The sequence below is a fragment of the Granulicella sp. 5B5 genome (assembly GCF_014083945.1).
GTDB lineage: Bacteria > Acidobacteriota > Terriglobia > Terriglobales > Acidobacteriaceae > Granulicella.
Genome location: NZ_CP046444.1, coordinates 1,291,422 through 1,306,722, shown reverse-complemented (window position 1 = coordinate 1,306,722; position 15,301 = coordinate 1,291,422). Strand labels below are relative to the sequence as shown.

The 15,301-nt window shown below is 61.1% G+C and carries 16 protein-coding genes; 11 read left to right on the top strand and 5 right to left on the bottom strand.

Annotated features, from left to right (window positions below; genetic code table 11):
• Nucleotides 1-73: 73 nt before the first annotated feature.
• Complete coding sequence (gene rfaE1 / locus GOB94_RS05680; protein ID WP_182277893.1) at nucleotides 74-1,561, top strand: D-glycero-beta-D-manno-heptose-7-phosphate kinase; 1,488 nt, start codon at nucleotides 74-76, stop codon at nucleotides 1,559-1,561.
• Between the two features lie 27 nt (nucleotides 1,562-1,588).
• Nucleotides 1,589-2,809, top strand: coding sequence for an ATPase (locus GOB94_RS05675; protein WP_182277892.1), 1,221 nt, complete (start codon nucleotides 1,589-1,591; stop codon nucleotides 2,807-2,809).
• Between the two features lie 207 nt (nucleotides 2,810-3,016).
• Here GOB94_RS05675 and GOB94_RS05670 read toward each other — a convergent pair whose 3' ends face one another.
• The gene (locus tag GOB94_RS05670) at nucleotides 3,017-3,313 is read right to left on the bottom strand and encodes a CsbD family protein (protein ID WP_182277891.1); all 297 of its coding nucleotides are present in this window, start codon (nucleotides 3,311-3,313) and stop codon (nucleotides 3,017-3,019) included.
• A gap of 73 nt (nucleotides 3,314-3,386) precedes the next feature.
• Nucleotides 3,387-3,536, bottom strand: coding sequence for a lmo0937 family membrane protein (locus tag GOB94_RS05665; RefSeq protein ID WP_182277890.1), 150 nt, complete (start codon nucleotides 3,534-3,536; stop codon nucleotides 3,387-3,389).
• A gap of 157 nt (nucleotides 3,537-3,693) precedes the next feature.
• Between GOB94_RS05665 and GOB94_RS05660 the strand changes: the two genes are divergently transcribed.
• The gene (locus GOB94_RS05660) at nucleotides 3,694-4,587 is read left to right on the top strand and encodes a prephenate dehydratase domain-containing protein (RefSeq protein WP_182277889.1); all 894 of its coding nucleotides are present in this window, start codon (nucleotides 3,694-3,696) and stop codon (nucleotides 4,585-4,587) included.
• A gap of 71 nt (nucleotides 4,588-4,658) precedes the next feature.
• Here GOB94_RS05660 and GOB94_RS05655 read toward each other — a convergent pair whose 3' ends face one another.
• Entirely contained in the window at nucleotides 4,659-5,810 is a 1,152-nt protein-coding gene (locus GOB94_RS05655) for a pyridoxal phosphate-dependent aminotransferase (RefSeq protein WP_182277888.1), read from the bottom strand.
• A gap of 322 nt (nucleotides 5,811-6,132) precedes the next feature.
• On the opposite strand from GOB94_RS05655, the gene gnd reads away from it, so the two are divergent.
• The gene (gene gnd, locus GOB94_RS05650; RefSeq protein ID WP_182278457.1) at nucleotides 6,133-7,596 is read left to right on the top strand and encodes a decarboxylating NADP(+)-dependent phosphogluconate dehydrogenase; all 1,464 of its coding nucleotides are present in this window, start codon (nucleotides 6,133-6,135) and stop codon (nucleotides 7,594-7,596) included.
• An 81-nt stretch (nucleotides 7,597-7,677) separates the two neighbouring features.
• On the opposite strand, the gene GOB94_RS05645 is transcribed toward gnd, so the two are convergent.
• Together GOB94_RS05645 and GOB94_RS05640 are read right to left on the bottom strand one after the other, a co-directional pair.
• Entirely contained in the window at nucleotides 7,678-7,950 is a 273-nt protein-coding gene (locus GOB94_RS05645) for a hypothetical protein (RefSeq protein ID WP_220465001.1), read from the bottom strand.
• A gap of 309 nt (nucleotides 7,951-8,259) precedes the next feature.
• A complete protein-coding gene (locus GOB94_RS05640) occupies nucleotides 8,260-8,487 on the bottom strand; it encodes a hypothetical protein (protein WP_182277886.1) in 228 nt (75 codons plus the stop codon).
• Between the two features lie 117 nt (nucleotides 8,488-8,604).
• Between GOB94_RS05640 and GOB94_RS05635 the strand changes: the two genes are divergently transcribed.
• The 7 genes from GOB94_RS05635 (at nucleotide 8,605) to GOB94_RS05605 (ending at nucleotide 15,299) form a co-directional block, all read left to right on the top strand.
• Entirely contained in the window at nucleotides 8,605-8,994 is a 390-nt protein-coding gene (locus GOB94_RS05635; RefSeq protein WP_182277885.1) for an iron-sulfur cluster assembly accessory protein, read from the top strand.
• Between the two features lie 125 nt (nucleotides 8,995-9,119).
• Entirely contained in the window at nucleotides 9,120-10,316 is a 1,197-nt protein-coding gene (locus tag GOB94_RS05630; RefSeq protein ID WP_182277884.1) for a type II secretion system F family protein, read from the top strand.
• Between the two features lie 44 nt (nucleotides 10,317-10,360).
• Nucleotides 10,361-11,998 (top strand): GspE/PulE family protein, encoded by a 1,638-nt coding sequence (locus GOB94_RS05625; RefSeq protein WP_182277883.1) that lies wholly within the window; start codon nucleotides 10,361-10,363, stop codon nucleotides 11,996-11,998.
• A 159-nt stretch (nucleotides 11,999-12,157) separates the two neighbouring features.
• Nucleotides 12,158-13,138: a hypothetical protein gene (locus GOB94_RS05620; protein WP_255484258.1), complete on the top strand. Its 981-nt coding sequence runs from the start codon at nucleotides 12,158-12,160 to the stop codon at nucleotides 13,136-13,138.
• The gene (locus GOB94_RS05615; protein ID WP_182277881.1) at nucleotides 13,139-13,963 is read left to right on the top strand and encodes a PilN domain-containing protein; all 825 of its coding nucleotides are present in this window, start codon (nucleotides 13,139-13,141) and stop codon (nucleotides 13,961-13,963) included. It begins immediately after the preceding gene.
• A complete protein-coding gene (locus GOB94_RS05610; RefSeq protein ID WP_182277880.1) occupies nucleotides 13,960-14,640 on the top strand; it encodes a hypothetical protein in 681 nt (226 codons plus the stop codon). The genes GOB94_RS05615 and GOB94_RS05610 overlap by 4 nt, the downstream gene beginning before the upstream one ends.
• Nucleotides 14,637-15,299 carry a hypothetical protein gene (locus GOB94_RS05605; protein WP_182277879.1) on the top strand — a complete coding sequence of 221 codons (663 nt, stop codon included), beginning with the start codon at nucleotides 14,637-14,639 and terminating at the stop codon, nucleotides 15,297-15,299. The genes GOB94_RS05610 and GOB94_RS05605 overlap by 4 nt, the downstream gene beginning before the upstream one ends.
• Nucleotides 15,300-15,301: the final 2 nt, after the last annotated feature.

The following is a 15,301-nucleotide window of genomic DNA, read 5'->3' as shown; positions in this document are numbered from 1 at the left end:
GGCAGGGAGTAGGGAATAGGGAGTAGAGCGTCGCGTTGGTGGGTGAGATGATGGTGGGCGGAGACAGGCGGCGATGCTTAGGGACGTTCATGTGGTGCTCGGGTTGCTGGAAGAGGGGTTTGGCCGGCTGAAGGTGCTGGTGGTGGGCGACCTGATGCTGGACCGGTACATATTGGGGGATGTGGACCGGGTGTCTCCGGAGGCGCCGGTGCCGGTGTTGCGGCATGCGCAGCGGTATGAGCGCGCTGGGGGAGCTGCGAACGTCGCGATGAACCTGGCGGGGCTGGGGTGCGAGGCGCTGCTGGCGGGGTTCTGGGGGGATGATGGGGAGCGCGCGGAGCTTGCGGGGATTCTTAGCGGCGCGAAGGTGGATGTGAGTGGCGTGGTGACGACGGCGCTGCCGACGGTTTCGAAGACGAGGATTGTGGGGCGGAGGCAGCAGCTACTGCGGCTGGATATCGAGAGCCGTGAGAAGCCGGGGCGCGTGGATGAAGAACGGCTGCGCGAGCGCGTGGAGCTGCTGGTGGAGAAGGTGCAGGCGGTGGTGCTGTCGGACTATGCGAAGGGCGCGCTGACGCGCGAGCTGTGCGCGGCGGTGATCCAGAAGGCTCGGGAGCGGGGTGTGCCGGTGCTGGCGGACCCGAAGACGGCGGACTTGAGCAAGTACTCGGGCGCGACGGTGGTGTGTCCGAACCTTGGGGAATTGGCGGCGGCGACGGGAGTGGAGGCGCATCGCTGGGACGCGCTGATGATGGCGGGTGAGGCGCAGCGGCGGGAGCATGAGTTCAAGTACTTGGCGGTGACGATGAGTGAGCGCGGGATCTGCGTGCTGTCGGAGGCGGGGGTGCGTGAGTCGCCGGCGCGGGCGCGCGAGGTGTTCGATGTGTCGGGCGCGGGCGATACGGTGATTGCGACGCTGGCTGCGGGACTGGCTGCTGGGGTGTCGATGGAGACGGCGGTGGAGCTGGCGAACCTTGCGGCAGGGGTGGTGGTGGGCAAGGCTGGGACGGTGCCGATTGCGGCGCATGAGCTGGTGAGCGAGCTGACGCCTTCGAGCGGGGTTCGCAGCGAGGAGAAGGTGCTGACGCGCGAGCAGGTGGAGCGTCGTGTGGCGGAGTGGCGCGCGGCGGGCGAGACGATTGTGTTCACGAACGGGTGCTTCGACCTGCTGCATGTGGGACATGTGGCGCTGCTGGAGGAGTGCAGGGGATTCGGGTCGAAGGTGGTGCTGGGGCTGAATACGGATGTGAGTGTGCAGCGGCTGAAGGGGCCGTCGCGGCCAGTGGTGGGAGAGCGGGAGCGGGCGAAGGTGATGTCGGCGCTGGCGGCGGTGGATGCTGTGGTACTGTTCGACGAAGAGACTCCTCTGGCGTTGATTGAGGCACTGCAGCCGGATGTTCTGGTGAAGGGCGGCGACTATACGGTGGAGACGGTTGTGGGCCACGAGGTGGTGCTGGCAGCGGGGGGCAGAGTGGAGATTGTGCCGATAGTGCAGGGGTTTTCGACGACGAACATTATGCGGAAGATGGTGGAGAACGCTACAGAAAATACGACAGACTAACGAACGGCTTCGGATGGAGGCGGTGCGATGGGCGAGGGGCAGGCGGGGATACTTTGCATCAGCAGCTATGAGAAGGGGCAGGCGTTTCTGCGGCAGGCGGCGGTGCTGGGCTGCCCGGTGAGTTTGCTCACGACGGAGAAGCTTGCGGGGGCGGACTGGCCTCGCGAGTCGCTGACGGGGCTGCACACGATGCCGGTGAACCTGACTCCGGAGCAGGCGCTGCCGTACATCACGCGACTGTTTCGGCATAACAACTATGGGCGCATTGTGGCGCTGGATGAGTTCGACATGGAGACCGCGTCGCTGGCGCGGGAGCACCTGCGGCTGCCGGGGATGGGGCAGACGGCGATACGGTACTTTCGGGACAAGCTGGCGATGCGTGAGGGCGCGCGGCGTGGTGGTGTGGCGGTGCCGGAGTTTCATGGCGTGGCAAACCACTATGATCTTTGGCGGTTTATGGGGAGCACGGGTGGACCGTGGTTGCTGAAGCCGCGCTCGAATGCTTCGGCGATCGGGATACAGAAGGTGGGCCGTCAGGATGAGGTTTGGCCGCTGCTGGAGCGGCTGGGGGATGAGGCGAGCCATCATCTGCTGGAGAGCTTTGTACCGGGTGAGGTGTATCACGTGGACGCGCTGTGGTGGCATGGCGAGCTGAAGTTTGCGGCGGCGCACAAGTATGGGCGTCCTCCGATGCAGACGATGCACGAGGGTGGGGTGTTTACGACTCGGACGCTGGACCGCGAGAGTGACGAGGCTCATGAGCTGTATGCGGCTCATGCGAAGACGGTGCGGGCGCTGGGGGCTGCGGGCCACGGCCAGATGACCGGGGTGACGCATACGGAGTTTATCCGCGCTCATCGCGACGGGCAGGTTTATTTTCTGGAGACGGCGGCGCGCGTGGGTGGGGCGTTCATCGCAGAGGTGGTGGAGTTTGCGAGTGGGCTGAATCCGTGGGCGGAGTGGGCGAAGATTGAAGTCGCTCAGCTGCGTGGGGAGGAGTATGAACTGCCTTCGCTGCGGTATGACTATGCGGGCAGTGTGCTTTGCCTGGCGCGGCAGGAGCATCCGGAGTTAGGCAGCTATGATGCGGCGGAGGTGGTGTACCGGATGCAGAAGCACCACCATGCTGGGCTGATTGTGAAGTCCCAGTCGGCGGAGCGGGTGAAGACGCTGCTGGATGATTACAGCGCGCGGTTTCTGGATGAGTTCTGCGCACGGATGGATGTGCCGGATAAGCCGACGTCTTAGAGGCAGGGAATAGGGAGTGGGGAATAGAAAAGTGGGACTTGAGCTCGGAGCATAGTGCCTCTTTCCAGCCTTTGTATAAAGTGCACTACCAAATGCTGGAACTATGCACCTGGTAGAAGGACGAAGGCCCGCTCGTGAGCGGGCCTTCGTTTTATAAGAGTTTGAGTAAGCGAGGTCTCTTCTACTCCTTACTCCCACTCCTTACCTCTAGATGTTCTTGTTCTTCGGATCGACCGCATGCTGAACATGGTCCTTTACGTTCTGCGCGGCGTTCACCAGCGACTCGCGTACGTTGTGCGCATGCTGGTCCATCTCCGGCTTGTGGCGGTCATGGGAGTCCTTCACGGCATCCTTCACCGAACCCCAGGCCTGTTCCACATGGCCCTTGATCTGTTGCGCCGCACCTGCGTTGGCGAGCTTTTCGTTGCCGGTCACCTCGCCGACAGACTGCTTCAGCTTGCCGGTGCCTTCATCGATCTTTCCGTGCAGAGTGTTGGTTGACATGGCGATACTCCTTTAGTGCGTTAGAGAGAGTGAATGAATCAAAGAATCGAAGATGACCTTGCAGGCCCAATGGCTATAAGGCGCGGCGGCCGCTGATCAGGTTGAAGATCAGCGAGATCAGCGCGAGCAGCAGAAGCAAATGCACCCACATACCCAGCGCGGGGAAGCCTATAAAGCCGACGAGCCAAAGCAAGACGAGAATGACAGTAATGGTCCAGAGCATAAGTCCGAACCCCCTTTGTGTGCGTCCTTAGCTACTTGCTGCGCGGAAGCACTCAATTTGTGAAATCGCGCGCGTATGGCGCACAGTATGGTAAGTTGCCGCATAGAGCAACGAGGTTGTCCTGATCCAGGTGGGCAAGCGGGAGAAGTCTGCACGAATGACAGACACACAGGAAGAAGCGAAAAATAAGGCGGGCGACGAGGCAACCCGCGACACCGAAGTCTTACGCATCGCCATCCAGGGCGAGCGTGGCTCGAACAGCCACATGGCCGCGCTGGAGATGCTGGGAACCATCGACATCGTGCCGTGCAGCGTATCGGCCGAGGTCGTCGCCGCCGTCGTGCAGGGCCGCGTCGACGCCGCCGTGCTGCCTATCGAAAACAGCCTGCACGGCTCTGTCGCCGAGCACTACGATTTGCTCATGGAGCAGCCCGTGCGCATCGAGCGCGAGAGCCTGCTCCGCATTCGCCACAACCTCATCGCCGCGCCCGGCGTCATGCTCGACGACATCAAGGTCGTCCTCAGTCACCCTGTCGCGCTCAGTCAATGCCGCCGCTATCTCTCCGCGTTGACGGCCACACGCAAGGCACGCGCCACGCCGTTCTACGACACCGCGGGCAGCGTCAAGCACGTCATGGCCGAACGACTTCGCGACACCGCCGGCATCGCACCTGAACTCGCCGCGGAAGAGTACGGCGCGGAGATCCTCGTGCGCGGCATCGAGGACCACGTGCAGAACTACACGCGCTTCCATCTCGTTCGCCGCGCTACCGACGCGCGCGACCCCGCGCTGCCACCGCCGGACAAGATGAGTGTGGCCTTCGCCGTCGAACACCGCCCCGGCACTCTCGTCAAGGCGTTGCAGGCGCTCGCCGACGCCGGTGTGGACCTCACGCAGATCGAGTCCCGCCCCGTGCCCGGCAAGCCTTGGGAGTATGTTTTCTACGTCGATCTCCGCATCGCCGACGCAGCCATGGCCGACCGCGCCATTGCCGCTCTGCTGCCGCACTGCGGCATGGTCAAGGAGCTCGGCCGCTACAAAGCCGCTTGAGGCAAAGCAGCAGAGGAGTAGACCGTCTCTACTCTTCTACTCCTCCACTGCTCTACTCCCTCTACTGCTTCTTACGCGGACATCACCTCGGCGAACGCCGTCTTGAACGCCGCCATCTCCGCTGGTGTGCCTACGGTAATGCGCACGGAGTTCGGCCAGATCGGCCACGTCCGCCCGATGAACACGTTCTTCGCAGCCATCGCCGCGATCACCTGCTTGCCGGGCTTGTCCGTGTCGATCATGAAGCAGTTCGACACCGACGGGATGAACTTGTATCCCTTCTCCTTCAGCCACGCGAAGGTGTCGTTCCTTGTGTCGGCGACGATCTTGCGCCGCGTTGGCACCAACTCCGTGTCCTTCAGGCTGGCCACGGCGGCGGTAAGGCCGGTGATGGGCAGGGGGTTCTGGCCGTAGGCATCCAGCCTGGCCAGCAGATCGGGCCGCCCAATCGCCGCGCCGCAACGAATGCCTGCCATGCCGTAGACCTTCGAGAACGTCCGCAGCACGATCACATCCTGATGCGCCCTGACCAGGTCCAGGCTGTCCGGCACCCCGGCAAAGTGGATATACGCCTCATCGATAAGCAGGATCGACCCCTTCGGCTTGTTCTGCAGCGCCCACAGGATGTCTGCTTTCGGCGTCAGCGTTCCGGTCGGGTTGTTCGGGTTGCAGATGTAGAGAAGGCCGGCGTTGGGGCTGGCTGCCACCATCGCCTTCACATCGTGCGCGTGGGTTGGGGTCAGCGGCACTTTGATCACAGCCGCTCCGCCGGACTTGGCCGCCACCATGCCTGCCTCGTAGGAGGGATCGGCAGTCACATACGGCTTGTCCTTAGACGTGTAGGCGAGCACGGCGAACTGCAGCGGATCGCTGGAGCCGGCGTAGACCTTCACATAGTTCTTCGGCACATCCAGCACCTTCGGGAAGACCGTGAACATCTCTTCGTAGTCACCGTTGGGATCGTAGCGGCCGCCGAAGTGCGCGCTGCGGTTGATGGCCGCGATGGCTGCGGCGCAGGGCCCCAGCGGGTTCTCATTGGCGTTGATCATCACCGCCTTTGTAGGGTCCAGGGCGGGCGCAATCCCCGATTCACGCATAGAGGCCCAGGCCAGGTGGCCTTCGCTCAGAACAGGCAGCGTGGCCGCAAGGCCGGCAAGGCGCAGAAAAGACCTGCGCGTAGGCTGGTTTGGTAAGGGGCTACAAGGAGTGGATGCGGTCGGCATGGCGTTGGGCTCCTGCGAATAGATTTTCGTTATGACAGCGATTCTCGCACAATTCACACATATGACATGGCGCTTGGATGTGTCGTCGTCGCCTGTACCCCCATCAAAGCCAATTAATGCGGCACTTTATCTCCAACGAATTTCTTTACAGACAAGGGGACAGACAGGTAGGGTGTTGGCGACCGCTATAAATGCACTTCGGGGCAGCGTATCTCCGTCCGTGCAACATCCTATCTTACAGGCGCGGTAGCATGGGATACGCATTCGGTGACACTTCAAACAAAACAAGCCCCACCTTCCGGCTGCGGGCAGGAGACAGATGATGGCAGAAGCGACGTGTGACATCGGCCTGATTGGCCTTGCGGTGATGGGCCAGAACCTTGTGCTGAATATGAACGACCACGGCTTCAAGGTGTGTGTCTTCAACCGCACGACTTCCAAGGTCGACGAGTTTCTGGCTGAAGAGGCCAAGGGCACGCAGGTGGAAGGCTCGCACTCCATTGGGGAGATGTGCTCCAAGCTCAAGACGCCCCGCCGCGTCATGATCATGGTCAAGGCTGGCGATGTCGTCGACAAGACCATCGACACCATCGTCCCGTTCCTGGAGAAGGGCGACATCATCATCGACGGCGGCAACTCGCTGTTTACGGACTCCGAGCGCCGCACTAAGGACCTCGCGGCCAAGGGCCTGCACTATATCGGCACCGGCGTCTCCGGCGGTGAAGAAGGCGCGCGCTTCGGCCCGTCCATCATGCCCGGCGGCGACCCTGCTGCGTGGCCGCACGTCAAGGACATCTTTCAGGGCATCGCAGCCAAGGTGGAAGATGGCACGCCGTGCTGCGACTGGGTGGGCGAAGGCGGCGCAGGCCACTACGTCAAGATGGTCCACAACGGCATCGAGTACGGCGACATGCAGCTTATCTGCGAAGCCTACCAGCTGCTGAAGGACGGCCTCGGCCTGTCTCCAGACGAGCTCGCCGCCGTCTTCACCGAGTGGAACAAGGGCGAGCTCGACAGCTTCCTCATCGAGATCTCGGCCGAGATCTTTGGCAAGAAGGACGACGATGGGCAGCCCATGGTCGACAAGATCCTCGACACCGCCGGCCAGAAGGGCACCGGCAAGTGGACGGCGATCGACGCACTCGACAATGGCATGCCCGTCACGCTGATCGGCGAGAGCGTCTTCGCGCGCTGCCTCAGTGCGCTGAAGGAAGAGCGCGTCGAGGCCTCGAAGATTCTGCAGGGACCCACCGGCGTGACGATTCCGGCCGACCACAAGGCGGAGTTCATCGAAGAGGTGCGCCGCGCTCTCTACTGCTCCAAGATGATCAGCTACGCGCAGGGCTACATGCTGCTCCGCGAGGCCGGCAAGAAGTATGGCTGGCACCTCAACATGGGTGGCGTCGCCCTCATGTGGCGCGGCGGCTGCATCATCCGCTCGCAGTTCCTCGGCAAGATCAAGGACGCCTACGACAAGAACCCCGCCCTCGAGAACCTGCTCATGGACGACTTCTTCTCCGGCGTGCTGAACAAGTACCAGGCAAGCTGGCGCAAGGCGCTCATTCATGCGATTGAGGCCGGTGTGCCCACTCCGGCGTTCTCCACCGCGCTGGCCTTCTACGATGGCTACCGTACTGCCCGCCTGCCTGCAAACCTGCTCCAGGCGCAACGCGACTTCTTCGGAGCCCACACCTACGAGCGCGTCGACAAGCCCCGCGGCGAGTTCTTCCATACCAACTGGACCGGCCGCGGTGGCCGTGTCTCCTCCACCACCTACAACGCCTGATCGCATCGCTTCACGAAAGACGGCAACGCCCGCTCATCCTCATCAAGGAGCGGGCCTTGCTGTTTGATGAGGCAGGCAGAGCTAGTTTGTGGGCAGGGTGTGAACGATCCACATGCCGCCGGCGAGCAGGGTCAGAAGGATCGTGACACCACCGAGACCCTTGCAGATGGGGGCAAGAGAGTTCAGGCGGCGCACAACCTCATCGTTCTCCTGGTGTACGGAGGAGGGGGTGGTCTCGTTGAGGAAGAGTTGATCTGTCTCATGGTTCGACAGACTGGCGCGGTAGATCATGACAATGATGAAAGACACGGTAATCACCGCCCAAAGTACGGTGATGGACATCAGCATGTTCATAGCAAAGCCCCCAAAGATACTTAGATCTCAGGTCCTGGATACCGAGCGGGTCCGCATTTACAGCGGGCTCAGGGGGTAGGCTGGGCCGTTGGCACGGAATCATACGCCTGCTGCTGTGGAAAGAGGAACATCTTCTTACGAATTGAGATTAGAGAAAGCGCACCGGGTGCGCCGTGACCCCAATCACCTCGCCTGCAGAGGGGGCGGACGGCTTTTGGAGGTCAGAATTAAAGTCGCCGCCGCTTGTTGGGTATCCGCCGCTAAGTGTAATCGGCTGCGGATCTTAGCCCCCAAACCCCGGGGGGGGCCTTACAGGATATGCGCCAGCACAACGGCTGCAACCACGATGACGATCAGCCCCACCGTCATCAGAGCCAGAATGAACCAGGCTGCACGACGTTTGGTCTGCGCTGTTGGTTGAGTGATGCCAAAGGTCTTGAAAAAAGCAGCGGCGAGGGCTTCCAGGACGTTCATGTCTCCACGATACTCCGCAGGCTCAAACCTGCAATCAGGAATCTTGATGGCCTGGTCAGACATCGAATGCAAGTTGTCCGAAACGGGAGCTTGATGCCAGGCCCGCCGAGGACTAGACTGGATATACGACCTGTTCCGTCCTAGTCGAAGCGACGGACAGCGCCGAAGGAGACTGAACCCATGGCAACTGCCACGACAACCCCGAGTGTAGAAGTAGTGACCGGCCCGGCAACGACGCCGAATGCTCCCGTGGTGCTCACCCCTGCTGCGATCACCAAGGTGAAGGAGATCATGGCCACCCAGGACCCCATCCCCGCAGGTCTGCGCATCGGCGTGGTGGGTGGCGGCTGCTCCGGCTTCCAATACTCCATGAGCTTTGAAAACGCTGCGGGCATGATGGACAAGGTCGTCCGCTTCGAAGACCTCAAGGTCTTCGTCGACGCCACCAGCGCCATGTACCTCAACGGCTGCACGGTCGACTACGTGGAGACCCTCGAGGCCGCCGGCTTCAAGTTCGAGAACCCCCAGGTGAAGTCCACCTGTGGCTGCGGTTCCAGCTTCAGCGTCTAACGTTCCGCTTCATCGGTCGTTATCAAGGGCTTCGCTATGGCGAGGCCCTTGCGCGTGTAGGCGAAAGGGTTCTGCGAACGTCTAAGATGAGTGAAGCCTCCCAAGGGACGTAGCGCCACACCTGCATGAATGAGTTCACAGTAAAAATCGCGGACGAACGAGGGCGCATCCAGGAGCAGGTCCACTCCGCGGCGACCGCCGAGGAGCTGCGCAGCCGCTTCACGCAGGCGGGCTACCACGTCTTTTCCGTGAACCAGCGCTCTGCGCTCGGTGGCTCGACCAAGAAGAAGATCAAGCTCGACACCTTCCTGGTCTTCAACCAGCAGTTCCTCACGCTCATCCGCGCCGGTCTGCCAATCCTCGGCTCACTCGACCTGCTCTCGCGCCGCCAGAAGGACCTTGGGTTCCAGGCACAGCTTGAGGATGTAACCGCCCGCGTCAAGACCGGTCAATCCCTCTCCGAAGCGTTTGACGCGCAGGGAACCACGCCGCTGGTCTACACCACCACGCTGCTCGCGGGCGAGCGCTCCGGCAACCTCGAAGAGGTGCTGCAGCGCTACCTGGACTTCCAGCGCGTCTCGCTTACCTTCCGCAAGAAGCTCAAGGCGAGCCTCATCTATCCGGCCTTCCTCATCGTGATGGTGGTCTGCCTCTTCATCTTCCTCATCACGTTTGTGGTGCCGCGCTTCGCCGACCTCTACAACCAGCTCGGCACCAAGCTGCCCTCGCTTACGCTGGCGCTGCTCGCGCTAGGGCAGAACGTGCAGCACTACGGCATTTACGCTGTACCGGTTATTGCAGCCATCATCTGGCTGGCCGTGCGCTGGGCGAAGACTGACGCTGGTGACGCCCTGATTGACCGCGTCCGTATCGCTCTGCCTGTGCTCGGTCAGGTCTGGCTGAAGTACCAGGTAGGCCTCTTCTCCCGCACACTCTCCACCCTGCTGACCGGGGGCCTGCCCCTTGTCCCCAGCCTGGAAACTGCTGCGAAGTCCATCGAATCCAAACAGATTGCCAAGGCCGTTTACTCCTCAGTGGAGACGGTGCGCGAGGGCAAAGGCCTCTCCAACAGTTTGGAGAAGACGAAGGTCTTTCCCGAGCTTGCGATCGAGATGATCGAAGTGGGCGAGAGCACAGGCGCGCTGCCGCAGATGCTGAACTCCGTCGCCGAGTTTTTTGAGGAAGATGTGCAGACCTCGCTGGCAGCCATCATGAGCCTGATCGAGCCGCTGATTCTGATTGTGATGGGCGTTGTAGTGGTCATCGTGCTGATTGCACTGTATCTGCCGATCTTCAGTTTGAACAGCGTCGGCGGCGGTTAGAAGAAAGTTTCTGAGTTTCCTGGTTTGAAGGTTGGAGGAAGAAGATGGCGAGTCCAGTTCCTATAGTTCAGCCGTACACGAACGATGCGTTGAACGAGACCGAGCGCGCGCAGCTGCTGGCGCGGCGGTATCATGCAGAGTTTGTCGATCTGAAGAACTTCAAGATCCAGCATGAGCTCTTCAAGAGCGTGCCCGTGGACATGATGTTCCGCTACAACTTCGTTCCGCTGGAACAGAGCGAGGGCAAGCTGGCTATCGCGGTAGCTGACCCCTCGAAGCTGATGGTGATTGACGAGATCTCCGGTCTGCTCGGTGCGCGGATCGTTACGCGCGTCGCGACCCTGAGCCAGATCACTGACCTGCTGAAGAAGAATGAGCAGAGCCAGCGCGTGCTCGATGAGGCAAGCGAAGGTCTGGCGTTCGACGTACTCACCAGTTCGGAGAACGCTGAGGAGACGCTGTCGATCCAGAAGCTGACGGCGGATGAAGACATCTCGCCGATCATTCGTCTTGTCGATACGACGATCTTTACAGCGCTCGAGAAGCGTGCCAGCGATATCCATCTGGAGACCTTTGATGATTCGTTGCTGGTGAAGTACCGCATCGACGGTGTGCTGCAGCAGGCGATGGCGCCGATCGCGCGTGAGCACCACCAGACGATCCTGAGCCGCATCAAGGTTATGAGCGAGTTGGACATCGCCGAGCGCCGCGTACCGCAGGACGGCCGCTTTCGCGTGCGCTACAAGGGGCGCCTGATCGACTTCCGCGTCTCGATCATGCCGACCGTTCACGGCGAGAATGCAGTGCTCCGCGTGCTCGACAAGGAGTCGATGAGCGAGAAGTTCACTAAGCTCTCGCTTGACGTTGTGGGCTTTGCGGAGAAGGACCTAGCCCGCTTCCGTCGCTACATCAAAGAGCCATACGGGATGGTGCTGGTGACCGGCCCGACCGGCTCCGGCAAGACGACTACGCTCTATGCCGCGCTCAATGAGATCAAGAGCGAGGAAGACAAGATCATCACCATCGAAGACCCGGTGGAGTATCAGATTCGTGGCATCACGCAGATTCCTGTAAACGAGAAGAAGGGACTTACTTTCGCGCGCGGTCTGCGTTCGATCTTGCGTCACGATCCCGACAAGATTCTTGTCGGCGAGATCCGCGACGCGGAGACTGCGCAGATCGCCATTAACTCCGCACTCACCGGCCATCTGGTGTTCACGACAGTTCATGCCAACAATGTGGTCGATGTGCTGGGACGTTTCCTGAATATGGGCGTCGAGCCGTACAACTTCGTCAGTGCGTTGAACTGCATCCTGGCCCAGCGGCTGGTGCGCCAGGTGTGCGACTTCTGCGTGCGCGATGTGAGGTACTCCGATGCAGAGTTGGAGAACAACGGATTGAATCCTCGCGAATGGCAAGATGTGGCCTTCCGTGAGGGCACGGGCTGCATTGAGTGCGGCGGCACAGGTTATCGCGGTCGGTCGGCCATCCACGAGCTGCTGGAACTGGACGACGAGATTCGCGAGATGCTCCTGGAAAAGCGGCCCGGGTCCGAGATTCGCAAGAAAGCCAAGGAAAAGGGCATGGCGTTTCTAAGGGATTCCGCCCTTGAACGGGTGCGCGCAGGTATTACGACGCTTCGCGAGATCAACAAGGTGACATTTATCGAGACGGGACGTTAGAGCGTCGGTCTGGCGAGTGGAGCGTGCAGGATGCAGGGCCTGAAACGGCACCCTCTTTCGTGCGTCCAACGCTTAGGACTGCCGGTCGACCATCCGCCAAGGTACTCTAGATAGAGCTTCATGAATCTACTTCCCCATGCATCAGGAAATCGGCCTCGTGTGGCGTGTGAGATCTCGCCCCAGGGCGTAATCGCGGCACGCTCGGCGAGTGCGACGGCGGCCCTGTCGTCAGTGGCCCGCGTTGAGCTTGCCAGCGGTGCGGTGGTGCCTGGGCTGAAGCCGGGGAATGTTGTAGACCGTGTTGCGGTCGCGGCGGCCATCCGCAAGGCGCTGGAGTCGGTGGATGCGAAACCGAACTCGCGCAACGCGGACATGACGCTGGTTATCCCCGACGCGGCGGCGCGTGTGCTGTTGTTGGACTTCGATGCTTTGACGACGAAGCAAGCAGAGGCGCTGCCGATCGTGCGTTTTCGGCTGAAGAAATTATTGCCGTTCGATGCTGACGAGGCGATGGTGAGCTACCAGGTAATGAGCACCAGCCGTGGCCTTGTGCGTGTGCTGGCGGTGGCCATCCCGCCCGATGTCTTGAGCGAGTATGAGACGGTGACGCGCGAAGCAGGTTTTGAGCCGGGAGCGGTTCTGCCGAGCACGCTGGCAGCGTTGGCAGCGCTGGAGAACGATGGGCCATCGTTGCTGGTGAATGCGAATGGCATTGGCGTTACTGCAGCGATTGTGCAGAACGGCGTGCTGCTGTTGCATCGCAGTGTCGATCTGCAGGACCACACGGGGAACGCTTATGCGTCGACAGAATCGAGCCTGCCGCCCAGTCCAGCTCTGCCCCCTGAGGAGACCGCTCAGGACCTACAGAAGGTGCCTTTTTCGAGCGAGATTGCGCAGGCGGTGAGTGTGGCTGCGGCGTATTTTGAGGACACATTGGCTACGTCTCCAGGCATGGTCCTGAGTGCGGGACCGCTGGGTGCGGAGAAGCTGGGACGCATGCTCCGTGACGAAGGAGTAGGGCCCGAAGAAGGACTCTCCGTTCGCGAACTGGTGGACAGCTCTTCGCTGTTGAGTGATGCCGTTGTGGCATCGGTGCCGAGGTCGTGGTTGTCGAGCGTGACGGGGGCGCTGCGAGGCTAGATGAAGATTCAGGTCAATCTTGCGACGCGACCGTATGTGGAGCTTCGGCCTTATATGCTGCGGCTGCGATGGGTCATGGCCGGGCTGGCGGCGCTGTCGCTGGCACTGTTGATTGGGGCCCATGTGCTGCAGAAGCAGCTGGACACAGCACAAGCCCAGATGCAGGCCATAAAGACAAGGACCAAGGTGGCTGTGTCGGAGAAGCAGGCGAATGAGCGCAGAATGCGTCAGCCAGCTAACGCTGCGGTTCTGGATCGTGCGCATTTTCTGAACGCACTCTTTCTGCGGAAGAGCTTTTCATGGACCGCGGTGATGATGGACCTCGAGACGGTGTTGCCGAGCGGGGTGCAGGTGACGTCCATTGAGCCGAGCGTGACTGCTGATGGTGACGTAGTGATTCGCATGCGTGTGGCGGGAGACCGTGACCGAGCTGTGCAGCTGGTGCGAAACCTGGAGCATTCAAAGCGGTTCCTGCAGCCCAGACTGAGCAGTGAAGCGGTACAGGCAAAGGACCTGGCGCAGGCCAATGCTTCGGCCAATGGTGCTCCGGGTAATGTCGAGTTCGAGATTCTTGCTAACTACAACCCGCTACCGGAGGGTGAGGCGTATCCCAAAGAGAAAGCTGTAGTGGAGGAAACATCGACGCCGATGGAAGGCAGGAGCCATGCGGCGAAGAGCGGTGCCGCTGCTCATGCAACTGCGACAAGGCCGGGTGTGACTCTGAAGCCGATGCCTCCGATGCAGCGCAGAGGGCCGGTGCCGAAACCGAATCCTCAGATGCCAGTGGCGCCGTCGAAGCCCGGGCAGAATGGGAAGGCTGCATGAGCACAACTGCTGTGACGCCCTCCGAGAATGGATCGCTGCTGCGACGCATGCCGCAGATGACCGAGCGTGCGAAAGCGCTTTTGACGGAACTGAACCTGCACTTTGCGGGCGTTGCTATTCTTGCCATCGTGACTTTGTATTTGGCTGTGCAGCTGTTGTTTGTCTGGCAGGGCCTGAACTCGAACAACGCGGCGGCGATGGACCAGGCTCGATCGCAGATGCGGGCTGCTGAGATTGCAGCGAAGCCGCTACGTGGACTGGATGCGAAGCTGGAGAACTCGACTGCAGATGCGAACAAGTTTTACCAGCAGCGGCTTCCGTATGCGTACTCGCAGGTGCTGACTGAGCTGGGTATGTTGACGAAGAACAAAGGCGTTCGATTGATGCACGTGCAGTATGCGCAGAGCCCGGTGCTTGCAGGCGATGCGGCGCTGACCGAGCTGCGGCTCGATGCGAATGTGACCGGGGACTACAGGTCGATTGTTGAGTTCATCAACACGGCCGAACGTGACAAGCTGTTCTTTGTGATCACCAATATCAACCTCTCCGGGCAGCAGACGGGACAGGTGAACCTCCGGTTGAGGATGGTCACGTATCTGCGCAGCCCGAGTGTGGCGGAGTCGATGGCGCCCCCGGCGGCGGCTGACGCCAGCACGACGGCGGGAGGCAAACGATGAGCACTCCTCAGCAAAAGGAACAGCAGAAGAAGATGATTGCCTACATCGTCTTTGGAGTGGTGTTTCTGGGCGCAGCCATCTATGTGTATGAGACCGACTTTGCGACAAGCACACCGGCACCGCAGCAGGCGCCGGTTGTGTTGACGAAGCCGAGCGGCAATACGCCGCGGGCTGGAGCCGCGCAGAGCGCCTCTCAGGGGACAGGGCAGGGAGTTGCACCTGGTGTCGCGGCGACGAAGATGGCGAGCACTTCCAGCAGCCTGGACCCGACTCTGGATGAACGAGCCATGCTGCGGACGGAGAGCCTGGTGTACACAGGCACGGGACGGAACATCTTCTCGCTGGTCTATGTTCCGCCAACTGCGAAGGTAAACGGGCCGGTTCCACCTGCGCGACCAAACACGAATACGGGGCCGGTGGTTCCGGTGCAGACGGGGCCACCACCACCGCCACCGATCAACCTGAAGTTCTTCGGGACGGAGGTTACCTCTGACGGTAAGAAGCAGGCTTTCCTGCTGCATGACGAGGATGTGTATCTTGCTGCGGAGGGCGATATCGTCGCGCGCCGGTATAAGGTCCACAGCATCGGTCCCGGCGGCGTCGAGGTGGAAGATCTGTCGAATGGCAACGTGAAGTCGTTGCCATTACAGACGAACTGACT